Origin of the sequence: Pedobacter sp. AW31-3R (genome assembly GCF_052180285.1) — a bacterium.
Lineage (GTDB): Bacteria > Bacteroidota > Bacteroidia > Sphingobacteriales > Sphingobacteriaceae > Pedobacter.
This window is the reverse complement of sequence record NZ_CP197475.1, coordinates 5,091,944-5,105,634: the sequence shown is the minus strand read 5'-3', so window position 1 is coordinate 5,105,634 and position 13,691 is coordinate 5,091,944. Positions and strand designations below refer to the sequence as shown.

The following is a 13,691-nucleotide window of genomic DNA, read 5'->3' as shown; positions in this document are numbered from 1 at the left end:
ATAAGGCGGTTTTTAGCGTTAGCTCATTTCTATTCGAAATATTCTTTCATTTTTTCAAAGAAGCTTTTATCATTCTTACCTGGCTGAGGTTTGAAGTTAGGCGATTCTCTTAATTTCTCCAGCATACTGCGTTCTTCACTGCTCAATGCTTTTGGTGTCCAGATATTTACATGAATAATCTGGTCTCCGCGGTGATAAGAATTCACTTCTGGAATACCTTTACCTTTCAGGCGAAGCAATTTACCGCTTTGGGTACCTGGTTCGATCTTGATTTTAGCTTTACCATCAATTGTCGGTACTTCGGCACTAAAGCCTAAAGCAGCATCAATAATGCTCAAATGCAAATCATATACCACATTATTCCCTTCACGTTTCAGGGTTTCATGTGCGATTTCCTCGATCAGGATGATCAGGTCTCCCGGAATACCACCATTAGGGGCAGCATTACCTTTTCCGCTCATGCTCAGTTGCATACCGTCACTTACACCTGCAGGAATGTTAATGTCGATAGTCTCCTCACCGCGAACGGTACCTTCACCATGACATACATTACATTTAGACGTAATCTGGCTGCCGGAACCGTTACAGGTAGGGCAGGTAGCTGTGGTTTGCATTTGTCCCAGGATGGTATTGGTCACCCTGCGTACTGCACCACTACCGCCACAGGTCTGACAGGTGCTGATTGAAGATTTATCCTTGGCACCGGAGCCGTCACAGGTTTTGCAGGATACCTGCTTGTTCACCTTGATTTTCTTTTCCGCGCCATGTGCAATCTCTTCTAAAGTAAGTTTTACTTTAATGCGGAGATTAGAACCCTTGGCTACTCTTCTGCCGCCGCCGCCACGTTGCTGACCTCCGAAGAAACTGTCGAAAGGACTGCCGCCGCCACCGCCGCCGCCAAAAATATCGCCAAACTGGCTGAATATGTCTTCCATATTCATTCCACCGCCGCCATATCCGCCGCCGCCAGATGCACCACCAACACCCGCATGACCATAATGGTCATAACGTTGTTTTTTCTCAGGATTGCTCAGAATCTCGTAAGCTTCAGCAGCCTCCTTGAATTTATCTTCTGCGGTGTGATCATTGGGGTTTTTATCCGGGTGATATTTAATCGCCAGTTTTCTATATGCCTTTTTGATCTCTTCCGGAGAAGAATTCTTAGCTATGCCAAGTACATCGTAATAATCTCTCTTGCTCATAATTAACTACCCACTACAACTTTTGCAAAGCGTATAACTTTATCATTTAAAGTATAACCTTTTTCTAATTCATCTATAACTTTCCCTTTCAGTTCCTCATTCGGAGCAGGGATTTTAGTGATGGCCTCATGGTTATCGGTATCAAAAACAGTATTGATACTTTCCATTTCTTTCAAGCCTTTCTGACTTAAGATACTTTTAAGCTTCGAATGTACCAGCTGTATCCCTTCACGGATAGCCGCAATATCAGTCGCATTTTCCGTTGCCTTATTGGCGCGGTCAAAATCATCCAGTACAGGAAGCATAGAAATAATCACATCTTTACCTGCAGTTTGCAGCAATTCCACACGTTCCTTTTGGGTACGGCGTTTAAAATTATCAAACTCGGCGAATAAGCGTAAATATTTATCATTTAATGCTGCATTTTCCAGCGTTAGTTTCTCTTCAGCTGAGATCTCTACAACAGGCTCTGCTGCAGTTTCTTCAGTAGCTGCCGTTTCTTCAGCAGTGTTTTCGGTATTTAACTGCTCTTCTGCAGCATTTCCCGTCGTCGTATTTTCAGTGTCGTTTGTTTTCTTCTTGCTAAACATGCTATAGTAGAATTTTTGGATATAAACTCAAAAGTTTTGCCAATGAAAGATATCAGCCATGCTGTCAGCTTTGTTTGAAAAAGACTGTACAGAATGGCTGAAAAATATTTGTTTTGTCAGCGTTAGCTGATGGTGGCATCATCATGAACAATGCCACTTTCGCATTTGATGATTCTTGAAGGCAGGGAACGGATAATCTGGTAATCATGTGTGGCCATCAATACGGCGGTACCGTTGTAGCTGATCTGTTTCAGCAGCAATACAATCTCTTCTGAGGTATCAGGATCAAGGTTTCCTGTAGGCTCATCGGCAAGTATAATTTCCGGGTTGTTCAGCAGGGAGCGGGCAATCACCACACGTTGCTGTTCTCCACCGGAGAGTTCATGCGGCATTTTTCTGATTTTAGAACGCAGGCCTACTTTTTCCAGTACGTCCTTGATCCGTTCGTCGATCAGGTTTTTGTCATTCCATCCGGTAGCTTTTAGGACAAATTCCAGGTTTTTCTCCACGGTACGGTCAGACAATAACTGGAAGTCCTGAAAAACAATACCCAGTTTCCGCCGTAAAAATGGAACATCCTTTTCTGCAAGTTTCTTCAAATCAAAACCTGCAATCTGTCCCTCCCCATTACCGATATGGAGTTCACCATAGATAATTTTTAATAAACTGCTTTTTCCTGATCCGGTCTGGCCAATTAAAAATACAAATTCTCCCTTATCTATACTCAGGTTAACATCTGATAAAACCAGGTGTTTTTGCTGAAAAACATCAACATTCTTTAAATTGATAACTGCGTTTCCTGTCATTTCTCTAAATCTAATTTTGCAATCTGACCAAATGGAAGGTCTTTAACAATATCCATAATATAAGGCAACTGCTCTCCGAGACCCAATTTATCGAGCGACTTATCGGGCCTGTCGACCCTGAAATAGGCCAGCAAGGTGAATTTTTCGTCCCTCAGCTGAACATAGTCAGGGATTTTAGCGATGCCTTTTACTTTGATTACATACATTTCTTCAAAAATAGTGTTTCAGAATGATAAATAAGAGTAGTTTAAAGGGTATTTAAAAAGGCTATCGTATTCACGTTATCCGCATAGTCGGATAGGGTAGGGTGCTGGCTCTGTCCGAATGCTACGGTTCCGTTTCCGGCATCCAGAGCCGCATGGCTAACAATACACTGGATGAGATCCTGATCTGCCTTTAAAGTTTCATTGAGGTCGCCCAGACTGCTATAGTATTCAAAAAACACCACAGCCAGCGGCGATGACAGCCCTTTATCTTCTTTTAACAGGACAAATCCATTATCAAAATGTGTGACCATATTCACCAGGTAAATGGATTTGTTATAGTCGTAGTTATTGTTGTATTTGAAGTGGTTAAATACATGGTTAAACTGCTCCTGAATAGGTTGGAAGAACTTTTCAATCTGGTATCCTTCCGGCAGGTAAAGTTTAGACACATTCCTGCAGCCAAGGCCGAAGTAATCGAATATGTCGTGGCCAAGCTGCCTGATTTCTTCTTCCGTCTCCTGGCCATCCAGTACAGCCACACTGTTCCTGTTTTTTCTGATGATATTCGGCACTTTACCAAAATAATAGTCGAAATACCTGGAAGTATTGTTACTGCCGGTAGCGATGATGGCTTCAAAATCTTTTAGCTGTTCCGCATAGATGATCCTGTCGGCCAAAAGCGGTTCAATGGCGACCAGTTCTTTCAGCAGGGCGGGGATCAATTGTGCGTCTGATGAAGAGACCTTGATCAGGGCAATATTGCCTGTAGCCAATACAGACAGTACATCGTGAAAGCCTACCAGGGGAATATTTCCTGCTAATATTAACCCCACTTTTTTGGGTGTTTCAGAAATATTTATGTTTTCAAACCATTTTTTTAAAGCATCCGGATCAAGCATTTCCTGTAATGCCGATAGTGATCTTTTCACCTCGTCTACCGTAAACCAGGCATTGTGATTTGGGGCCGATTGAATTAAATTATTAAATTCAGCACTGGGCTGATCCAGAAAAACATTTAGTTTATGGAATGCAATATTTAATTTTTCGGCGCTTAGGATTGGCATAGTTGGGGCAATTTTAAGTATAAAGTGTTATATTTGCACTGCAAAGGTAACTTTAGCAATAGATTTATACGAAGACATGGCTATTAAAATAACAGACGAATGTATTAATTGTGGAGCATGTGAGCCTGAATGCCCTAATAATGCGATTTATGATGCAGGCACAGCCTGGCGATTTTCTGATGGTACCAATTTAGATGGTATTATCGATTTCGGCGATCAGGAAATTGATGCCGGTGCATCTCAGGATGCGGTTTCTGATGAGGTGTATTATATTGTTTCTGACAAGTGTACAGAATGTAAAGGATTTCATGATGAACCTCAGTGTGCTGCGGTTTGTCCGGTAGATTGTTGTGTGGATGATGAAGATATCCGTGAAACTGAAGAAGAATTATTGAAGAAAAAAGCCTGGTTACACCAGGAAGGTTAATCTCCTTTATACATATTGAAAAGCCTTCTTTCTGTTGCAGGAAGAAGGCTTTTTTATGATGTGTATAATTTAAGGGACGGATGAGTTTATATATCCGCCTTATTGGGAATGATCAATACCGGACAGGCGGATTTTCTTGCGACATGTTCTGCAACACTGCCCATCAGGAAATGGTAAAGTCCTGTTCGTCCATAGGTACCGATCACAATCAGGTCCGATCCCCATTCATCGGATTGTTTAATGATTCCGTGTGCTGCGCTGTCAAGCACACTCAGGAACGTGGTTTTCACCCCGGTTCCGTAAGCATCCTGTATTCCCTGTAACAGGATATGGCTATTTTCTTCACTGTTGTCGTAGGTCTCCATAAATACCGGAGCCAGTGTCAGATCCTGGCTGATGGTAGCCGGAACAGGTTCGATCACATTCACAAGGGCAACCTCTGCCTCAAAAGTTCTTGCAATTTCGTAACCTGTTTTTGCAGCTTTTTCAGCACATGTGCTATTGTCTACTGCGATTAATATCTTCCTGAGATTCATAACTATAGTATTAATTCCAATAAAATGAACAACAAATGATATGGTGAAATGTTTCGGGACAAGTATTCCGGAAAATGTGAGGTAGTTGGAGGCAGGTTGAAGGAAACCTGGTACTGGCAAAGCCAGATTTCTATGGCTTTGATATGGTTTTTGCCGGGCTTTGACTATACCCGCAGTTGCCCGGATGGGTGCAGAATTTGGTTAAATCAAATATAAATTGATTGTTAATTATCATTAATTTAGCGCATATTTTTTTGATTGATGGAACAAAAATACGCGATTTGCAGGGTAGCTGTTGCTCCGCTCAGGGCAGCAGCTTCAGATAAAGCAGAAATTACAACTCAATTATTGTTTGGCGACCATGTGGAAGTGCTGGAAAGAGCAGAGCCCTGGTACCGTATCCGTACCGGATTTGATGATTATGAAGGCTGGATGGATTTTAAACAGCTGGCTGTCCTTACGGAACAGCAATATCACCATTACGATACCTGTGATGAGCTGGTTCCATTGGGAGTAGATAATACAGCCATTGCATCGGACGGAAGCAAATATTACCTGGCACCTTCAAGCAGTCTTCCGGAATATGCGAACGGATATTGCACCATTGGGGAAGAGAAATTTAAACTTTCATTTGAACCGCACCTCGCATCGGCTGCCAGTCCGACGGATGATGTGGTCACATTTGCCCTGTTTTTCCTGAATGCGCCTTATTTATGGGGTGGACGTACATTATTTGGAATAGATTGTTCGGGATTTTCTCAGGCCGTATTAAAACTAGCCGGTATTGTCATCAAAAGAGATGCCGCACAGCAGGCAGAACAGGGGACGCTTGTTAACTTTTTACAACAAGTACAACCCGGGGATCTCGCTTTTTTTGATAATGCAGAAGGCAGGATTATACATGTGGGGATCATGCTGAATGCCCATGAAATTATACACGCTTCCGGCAGGGTAAGGATTGACAGGATAGATGACCAGGGGATCTACAACGCAGAGCTGGGAAGATACAGTCACCGCCTGAGAATTATCAAGCGGTTTATTTAGATCTTCCTATCTCCCTGCCGATTAAAGAGGACAAATAAAGCTCCTGAATTTGTGAAATACCGATACAAACTGCATCCATACCAAAAAGACATCTCATGAAACAGCCATTACTGATACTTATGTTGCTGATAGCCATCCATCAGGGCTATGCACAGGGAAAATTAGCCGATAGCCCGCAGTCGGGAAAGTACACCCGCATTTACCGGCTTACCGATCAGGAGACTTTTGATATCGCTGTGAAATCGCAATCGGTGATTAAGGATAGCTTTTTTCATACGCTGGTCGACTCTTTTTATTACGATAACAAGGTGGTGTACCAGGGAAAACTGGCTTATGGAAATTATTTATATGTCAGTGTTTTAAAGAACCAGCTTTTGTATCACCTGGTTCCTGTCCAGAATGTGGGCCTGAATTTCATCAATGATCTTAAAAATGTGCAGTTTTCCATATCTGATACAGAGGGCAGGGAAATAACTGATGCCACAGTGAAAATAGGAAAGCGTAAGCAGGTTAAATACAATGAGGAAGCCCATTCCTATCTTAGCAAATCGGTTCCGAAAGAGAAAGTCATTACGGTAAATTATAAAGGAGTAAACAATTATTTCAATTTTGACAACACTCCTTTATATGGCAGGTATAATGAAAATTATTACCGCCGGCCTGTTCAACCTCAGGAAGCGGATAAATCTGCTTATAAAGGTTATATGGTTTTTAACAAACCCAAATATAAACCACTGGATACAGTAAAGGTGAAAACCTATGTGCTGAACAATGATGGTTCGTTATTAAAGAATAAGCCGCTACGGCTGGAAATTGTTGAAAATGCTGGTTATTATACCTACAATCAACAGGAGAATGATGAACAAGAGGGAAAGATCCTGAAAATGATCAAGCCTTACCGTGATGGAGGCTATGTCTTCGATTTCGTCCTTACAGATAGTCTTGACCTTGACCTGGATGAAAATTACAGTGTGGTCCTGAAAGAATTAAAAGGTGACAAGTGGAAGTTGGTTTACCGGGGGAATTTCCGTTATGAGGATTATGAACTGAAAGCTGTCAATTTCTCGGTGAGGACAGATCAGGAGGAATTCAATCCGGGTAACCCGGTTACAGTTTATCTCTCTGCAAGGGATGAAAACGACCTGGCTGTTCCAGACGGAAGGGTAGTGATCAAAGCATATGCAAATAATATTAGAAACTACCAGAGCAGCCATGTTTTTATACCCGATTCTTTGTGGGAGACCGAAATAAAAATGGATCCTTTAGGGGAAACCAAATTTGTGTTGCCGGATAGCATTTTTCCGAAGGCTGATCTCAATTTCTCTTTGAGATTTACCTTCCTGAACAGCAATAATGAAAGCCAGGAAGACAATAAATACCTTCAGTACAGCTATCAATCGGCCAGGATAAAGGCTTCCTTAAAAAATGATAGTCTTAGTTTTGATTACCTGGTTAATGGGAAAGCCAGGGCTGGAAAGGCTAAGGTAACTTCATTTGATGAAAATGATAAAAAGGGGGATTCCACAACTATGGTATTGCCGGGATTGATCAAATTGGATCCGAAAATGCTGAAATATACTTTAATAACTGCTGATGGGCATAAGGAAGATATTCTGCTGACGCAGTTACGGCCTTCCCTTCAGATTGATGCGGTACATACTGCAGATTCTTTGCGGCTGAAGGTCAGCAATCCGCAAAAGCTGAAGTTCTGGTATACCCTGTTTTCCGACAATAAAATTATAGGAAAAGGCTACACAGAACGACTGGACAGCACGCTCAAACATTCCGGTAAAAAGACGGCCCATGTAAGGGTCAATTACCTGTGGGCAGGAAATGAAGTTTCTCAGGAAGTATCGTCAGTTTATTCAAACCATACCCTTAACCTCCAGTTTGCGGCCCCTGAGCTAATTTATCCGGGGCAGTTGGTGGATATGCAGGTGAAAGTTACAGATGTAAATCAGCAGGCTGTTCCTTTTACAGACCTTACAGCCTACGCCGTCACTTCTAAATTTGGTGGAGGGAATGGCGTTGCCCTGCCTTATTTTGGTAAAGCTTACCAGCTGAGGAAACAACTGCCTGCATTAAGGGAATTGAAGCTTAGGGCGGATGGCAATTTGGTGTTGAACTGGTTAAAATGGGGTAAAGCACTGGGACTGGATACCATCACTTACTATCAATTTACCCATCCGGAGGAAGTATTTGTAAATGAAGAAGTCCTTCCCGATACGGCCTCGGCACAGATCGCTCCATTTGTAATGAAAAACGGAAATATTGTACCTGTTCACGTTGTTTATATTGATGAAGTCCCTGTCTTTTTTAGTAAAACTGACCAGTTACAGGGCTATTCCTTTAAGATTAAACCCGGTGTGCAGCACCAGATTCGTTTAAGAACTGCAGATCAGATGATTATACTGCCAGTCGGGCCAGTTGTAAAAGGGAAAAAAACAGTGATCAGTGTGAATGCAGTGCTGAAAAATACAAAAGCTACTGTCCAGGAGGCTCCACATGAACTCACAGCTTATGAAGCTGGTTTATTGAGTAAATATCTGTTGAGTATTACAGATAACTTTAATGAAGAGAAAACAGTGCTCAGTGCTGGCGGAGAGCGTTACCTCGTTAATCCCCAGCCTTTTTCAAGGAATAGAGACCACAGGTTAATCGGCCCTGTTGCTGAGAATTATCTTGGTTATTCTTCTGGTACGGTACAGCATACCTTTGTCAAAGAACCTGGCTATGCGTATACCTTCAGTAAAAACCTGATTAAACAAAAATCTTTTTCCTCGGAATATGGGTTCAGTACTGATTTATGGGCTGGAGTGAAAAAAGCAAGTGATGATTACAAGGAATACGCTATATCAGGCAAAGAGATCGACAGTATCTGGAATGATTACCTTGATCTGAGAAGCCATACCACCAACTTGTTTCAACAGGATAACTATGGGCTGAAAAATACGGGGCAGTTGTACATGAAACTGGATACTGCATTTGCAAAGACGATGCCTTATGTTAAAAATATCCTGATTTATAAAAAGGATCATCCCGGATATAGAAAGATACTTCCGGGGAACACTTCCTGGTACAGCGCTATGGAAGCGGGAAAATACCGGATGATGTACCTCTTTAAGGACAACCGCTATTTCATTGAAGAAGCTGAAATCAAACCCAAAGGGAAAAACTATTTTACCTGGAATGGTAAAAAGGTATTAGCGGCAGATTCCCTGAGCATCAGCATCGATAAATACATTAAATCTGCTAAGTCTGATTACTTTTACCATACAGACAATGAACTGATCGAAACAAGGGTATCAGAAATATTCAATGCGGAGTATTTTGATACCAATTTGTTATCTGATGAAGTGAAAGGAAAAGTAGTAGACGAGAAAAAAAATCCTTTGGCAGGTGTAACCGTTCGTGTAGAGGGTTTAAAATCTGGCGTAACTACCAATACCAGAGGCGAGTTCAAGATACGTATTCCCAAGAAAGCCACATTGAGCTTTAATTATATTGGCTATAACAGTCTGCTCAGGGTGGTGAAATCAAATGATATGGGAATGATCGTTATGGATATAAGTACAAGTTCTTTGGATGAGGTCGCTGTTGTCGGTTATGGAGCACAGAAGAGGACAGAAGTTACAGGTGCTGTAATGAGCGTAACCAATAGCTTAGCCGGTTCTTTGCCTGGTGTAATGATCAGAGGGGCCGCATCTGCTCAGGATAATGCCTTAAAACCGATGATGATTGTCGACGGATTACCTTACAATGGTGAAATGAATGATTTTAAACCGGAGGACATTGCCGCTGTAGACATACTTAAAGATGCTGCTGCTACCGCATTATATGGGAGCAGGGCAGCTTCAGGGGTAATCATCATCAAAACAAAGAAGGGTAACCAGGTGCAGAATGCTACAGGAGAATTGGTTCCCCAGCAGCAGACCATGCGGACTAATTTTTCCGATTATGCTTTCTGGCAACCTTCACTCCTGACAGATGCAGAAGGTATTGCGAGATGGAAAGTGAAATTTCCTGATGACATTACCAATTGGTCGACCTCACTGATCGCCATCAACGGAAACAAACAATCGGGCCAGTTCAGCACTTCTATCAAATCCTTCAAATCACTCAGTGCCAACTTTGTTTCTCCACAGTTTGCGTTGTCGGGAGATTCGATCAGGGTTATTGGCAAGCTAATGAATTATACCCCTTTGGAGGAAACTGTAAAGAGGAAGTTCAGTTATAACGGACAGGAATTGAGGAATAACACCATTCAGTTTAAAAATTCGCATCTGGATACTATCGCCATCTTAGCAGCAGGAAAAGACAGCTTATCCTTTACCTACACGCTGGAGCAGGGCAATGGATACTTTGATGGGGAACTGAGAAAAATTCCGGTGTTGCCCGTAGGGCTGACCGAAACAAAGGGGTATTTTGATGTGCTTTCTGCCGATACAACTGTCAGTTATCATTTTCTGCCGGATGCGGGTAAGGTTACTTTACGCGCCGAAGCCTCTGTTTTTCCTGCCTTGCTGGACGAAATGGACAGGGTTCGCAAGTATGAATATCTGTGCAATGAACAGCTGGCCTCGAAGCTGAAATCACTGTTGCTGGAAAAAAGTGTCAAGCAGTACCTGCAAATGCCTTTTAAATATGAAAAAGATATCAAAGACATTATTAAAAAATTACAATCCAATAAAAGACCCGAAGGAACCTGGGGCTGGTGGCAGGATAGCGCAGAACAAATGTGGATCAGTCTTCATGTGTCTGAGGCTTTATTGAAGGCGGAAAAAGCAGGGTATCCCATCCAGTTAAATAAAGACCTGTTGTATAATTATCTGGTGGGCAAACTGGCCAATCAGCATGATTACGAGCGCGTTTTTGCCATAAAGCTCATTCATCTGCTGAATCCGAATTTCTTTATTAAGGACTGGGTTGGGACAGTTGAAAAACAGTTGGACCTACGGATGGAGGCCTACCGCAAAGATGTTGCCCGCAGGAAGGAAAGCAGTAGTGTTAAAAAGATAAATCCCGGAGACAATTATATTCCTGCTAAACCTTCCTTAAATGAAGAATTGCAGTTGATAAGGTTAAAACAACTGGCGGGGATGGAGGTGAGCATCCAATCGTTACTGGACCTGCATAAAAGTACCCTGTTTGGTGCCCTGTACTGGGGTGAAGAAAGCTACCGGTTCTGGGACAATAGCATACAGAATACCTTGTTGGCCTACCAGATTTTAAAGGCTGAAGGTAAACATGCAAAGGAACTCGAACTGATCAGGCGTTACTTTTTAGAGCAGCGTAAGGATGGGCAGTGGAGAAATACCTATGAGTCGGCCCTGATCCTGGAGACTATCCTTCCGGATCTGCTGATAGAGAAGGTAAAACCGGAACCGGCATCTCTGGTGATTAACCAGCAGGAGACGGTGAAAGATTTTCCGTTTACCAGGGAAATGGATGCTGCAACAGGGTTGACAATTAGTAAAAAAGGGGGGCTTCCGGTCTATTTTACCGCTTATCAGCAATTCATGAATCCTGCACCGGAAAAGGTGGGTAAGGACTTCAAGGTTAAAACCTCCTTCTTCCAGAATGGAGCTGCGTTAACGTCACTCAAGGCCGGTGTACAAACCAAACTTAAGGTCGAAGTAGAAGTAAGGGCAGATGCGGAGTATGTGATGATCGAGATTCCTGTTCCTGCCGGATGTTCATATGACAGTAAACCACAAAGTTATTGGGGGGTAGAGACACACAGGGAATATTTTAAGCACAAAACTTCTATTTTCTGTACCAAAATGAAAGCTGGAAAGTACAATTTTGAAGTCACACTGATGCCGAGATATTCAGGTAATTACACACTTAATCCTGCCAAAGCGGAAATGATGTATTTCCCTGTTTTTTATGGCAGGGAAGGAATGAAGCGGATAGGGGTCAAGTAAAGATTTACAGTATTTGCTGCAATACACCCAATTTAAAGGCTTGAGCCGGTTATTCCTGGTAATATCGGCTCAAGCCTTTAATTGGGTGTATTTATAGATGAGTTATTCTTAACTGTAATCGCTAATGATCTTACTTTTTCGATTGGAAGTTTGGTAGTCAAAGCAATGATCTCATCAGGTAAATTTACTTTTAACATCTCGGTAATAATCTCATTTTGTTTTCTTAATTCACCTTCATATCTGGCTTCTTCCAGCATTCCCTCCAATACAACCTGTTCAATTCCCATACGAGTTATTTTTATATTGATTTTATACAGCTCTTTTTCAAATATAGCTTTTATTTCTTTCGATTTGATAATTATGTACCAATAAATAAAATTAAGTAATTTGTTCTTATTTTTATAATTCAAATCTTTTCTGGATTGAACTATTTTAAAAAGTTCCAGTTTCTTTTTCATGAGCATTTCATCCCTCTTTATCTCCTCCTGAATAGCTCTGCCCATATTTACTATTCTGGAGCTGAGAATAATGATTGCAAAAGGATTTGGATCAGCGAGGAGATTTTTATCTGATTGGGTCGACACTTTGTACGTATTGTATTTGTAATACAACAGATTTCCCAGTCCGGAGGACTTAAAAAAGTCAGGTCTTTTTTTAAGGGTAACTTCTGTAAGAATGACACAGCTGATGACCAGTTTACCGAAAATATCCCTTCCCCGAAGATTATAGGTGATCATTCTGGAATTAAAGTTTGAGCTATACTTGTCCTGAATTTCAAAATGAAAGATTAACCAGTCACCTTTGATTTTCCTGGTGTAGAACTTGATCAGGACATCAGCTATCTTAGTCGTCACATCCGTTTCCATGGCAGCACCAGGCTGATTAAATTCAGTGTTCAGAAATTCCGGCTGTCTTTCAGGATCAAGTATCTTATAGGCATTAGGATAAAAGAACCTTATTCCCACTCCCAGGCAATCACCATTTTATCATCCCCGGTACTGATCAGGTATTTCCCATCAGGACTCCATACCAGTTTATTTATCGAATGGGTATGGCCATGTGTATTCTTATCAATGCTCAGGATCTTATACAGTTTCAGGTTATCACTTCCCCATAATTTGATGCTCTTGTCCTGACTTGCCGTAGCGAAGAAAGGCAGGGTAGGATGAAAGGCAATTCCGTACACACTGAACATATGTGCGGTAATAGTTTCTTTTAATTCATAATCCGGCATAGACCAGAAGTTCAGCTGCGCATCCCTTCCACCACTGATCAGGTATTTGCCATCCGGCGCGTATTGAAGCGACGTCACGGGTAAAGTATGTTTTTCGAGTTCCTGTACCAGACTGTAGTCGTTAAGGTCGTAGATGCGCACTATTCCATCTTTACAGCCAAATGCGACCTGGTTGGTTTCCGGACTGGTCGCAATGACGCGGACAGTATCATTTGATACTTGAATCCGGTAAAGTAAGGACAGGTCTTTGAGTGACCAGACGGCGACCGTTCCGTCCTCACTTGCCGTCAGCAATTCCTGCTTGGAAGGAACAGTCAACAGGTCAAAAACAGGTTTTTCATGTGCCTTAAATGTAGTCGTCACTCTCTGCTCATCGAAATCATAGATGCTGATTTCACCACTGCGTAAACCTGCAAATAGCTGTCCATTGTAACAGTGAAGACTATAAACTGATGTTTTTACAGGCATCAGTACTTTTGAGAATGACATCTTTTCCAGCGACCATTCCACAATACCCTTATCATTCCCGCCAGTAAAGAAGATCCCAGGCCTGGAAGAGTTCGCTAAAGCATAAACGGGATTTTGGTGACCGCTTAGTGATTTCGAATGTTTAAGCATAATACTGTCTGAATAGGAGGCCGGTTAAGCTGTTAAT

Annotated in this window: 11 protein-coding genes; 3 read left to right on the top strand and 8 right to left on the bottom strand. The window is 42.0% G+C overall.

Annotated features, from left to right (window positions below; all coding sequences use genetic code 11):
- Window positions 1-29: 29 nt before the first annotated feature.
- The 5 genes from dnaJ to ACSBL2_RS20885 all read right to left on the bottom strand — a co-directional run bounded on the left by dnaJ (window position 30) and on the right by ACSBL2_RS20885 (window position 3,868).
- Window positions 30-1,202: a molecular chaperone DnaJ gene (gene dnaJ / locus ACSBL2_RS20905; protein ID WP_442588503.1), complete on the bottom strand. Its 1,173-nt coding sequence runs from the start codon at window positions 1,200-1,202 to the stop codon at window positions 30-32.
- 2 nt (window positions 1,203-1,204) lie between these two features.
- The gene (locus ACSBL2_RS20900; protein ID WP_442588502.1) at window positions 1,205-1,792 is read right to left on the bottom strand and encodes a nucleotide exchange factor GrpE; all 588 of its coding nucleotides are present in this window, start codon (window positions 1,790-1,792) and stop codon (window positions 1,205-1,207) included.
- Window positions 1,793-1,914: 122 nt separating this feature from the next.
- Window positions 1,915-2,598: a cell division ATP-binding protein FtsE gene (locus ACSBL2_RS20895; protein ID WP_442588501.1), complete on the bottom strand. Its 684-nt coding sequence runs from the start codon at window positions 2,596-2,598 to the stop codon at window positions 1,915-1,917.
- Window positions 2,595-2,804, bottom strand: coding sequence for a fructose-6-phosphate aldolase (locus ACSBL2_RS20890; protein WP_442588500.1), 210 nt, complete (start codon window positions 2,802-2,804; stop codon window positions 2,595-2,597). Before ACSBL2_RS20890 ends, ACSBL2_RS20895 begins: the two co-directional genes overlap by 4 nt.
- Before the next feature lie 41 nt (window positions 2,805-2,845).
- Complete coding sequence (locus tag ACSBL2_RS20885; protein ID WP_442588499.1) at window positions 2,846-3,868, bottom strand: acyl-CoA reductase; 1,023 nt, start codon at window positions 3,866-3,868, stop codon at window positions 2,846-2,848.
- Between the two features lie 76 nt (window positions 3,869-3,944).
- On the opposite strand from ACSBL2_RS20885, the gene ACSBL2_RS20880 reads away from it, so the two are divergent.
- Window positions 3,945-4,295: a 4Fe-4S dicluster domain-containing protein gene (locus ACSBL2_RS20880; protein WP_442588498.1), complete on the top strand. Its 351-nt coding sequence runs from the start codon at window positions 3,945-3,947 to the stop codon at window positions 4,293-4,295.
- Between the two features lie 86 nt (window positions 4,296-4,381).
- Here the strand turns inward: ACSBL2_RS20880 and ACSBL2_RS20875 are convergent, their stop codons facing one another.
- Window positions 4,382-4,831 (bottom strand): universal stress protein, encoded by a 450-nt coding sequence (locus ACSBL2_RS20875; protein WP_442588497.1) that lies wholly within the window; start codon window positions 4,829-4,831, stop codon window positions 4,382-4,384.
- A gap of 261 nt (window positions 4,832-5,092) precedes the next feature.
- On the opposite strand from ACSBL2_RS20875, the gene ACSBL2_RS20870 reads away from it, so the two are divergent.
- Window positions 5,093-5,875 (top strand): C40 family peptidase, encoded by a 783-nt coding sequence (locus tag ACSBL2_RS20870; RefSeq protein ID WP_442588496.1) that lies wholly within the window; start codon window positions 5,093-5,095, stop codon window positions 5,873-5,875.
- Window positions 5,876-5,970: 95 nt separating this feature from the next.
- Window positions 5,971-11,802 carry a carboxypeptidase-like regulatory domain-containing protein gene (locus tag ACSBL2_RS20865; RefSeq protein WP_442588495.1) on the top strand — a complete coding sequence of 1,944 codons (5,832 nt, stop codon included), beginning with the start codon at window positions 5,971-5,973 and terminating at the stop codon, window positions 11,800-11,802.
- Between the two features lie 77 nt (window positions 11,803-11,879).
- On the opposite strand, the gene ACSBL2_RS20860 is transcribed toward ACSBL2_RS20865, so the two are convergent.
- On the bottom strand, window positions 11,880-12,767 hold the full coding sequence (locus ACSBL2_RS20860) for a hypothetical protein (protein ID WP_442588494.1): 888 nt from the start codon (window positions 12,765-12,767) through the stop codon (window positions 11,880-11,882).
- On the bottom strand, window positions 12,758-13,654 hold the full coding sequence (locus tag ACSBL2_RS20855; RefSeq protein ID WP_442588493.1) for a WD40 repeat domain-containing protein: 897 nt from the start codon (window positions 13,652-13,654) through the stop codon (window positions 12,758-12,760). Before ACSBL2_RS20855 ends, ACSBL2_RS20860 begins: the two co-directional genes overlap by 10 nt.
- Window positions 13,655-13,691: the final 37 nt, after the last annotated feature.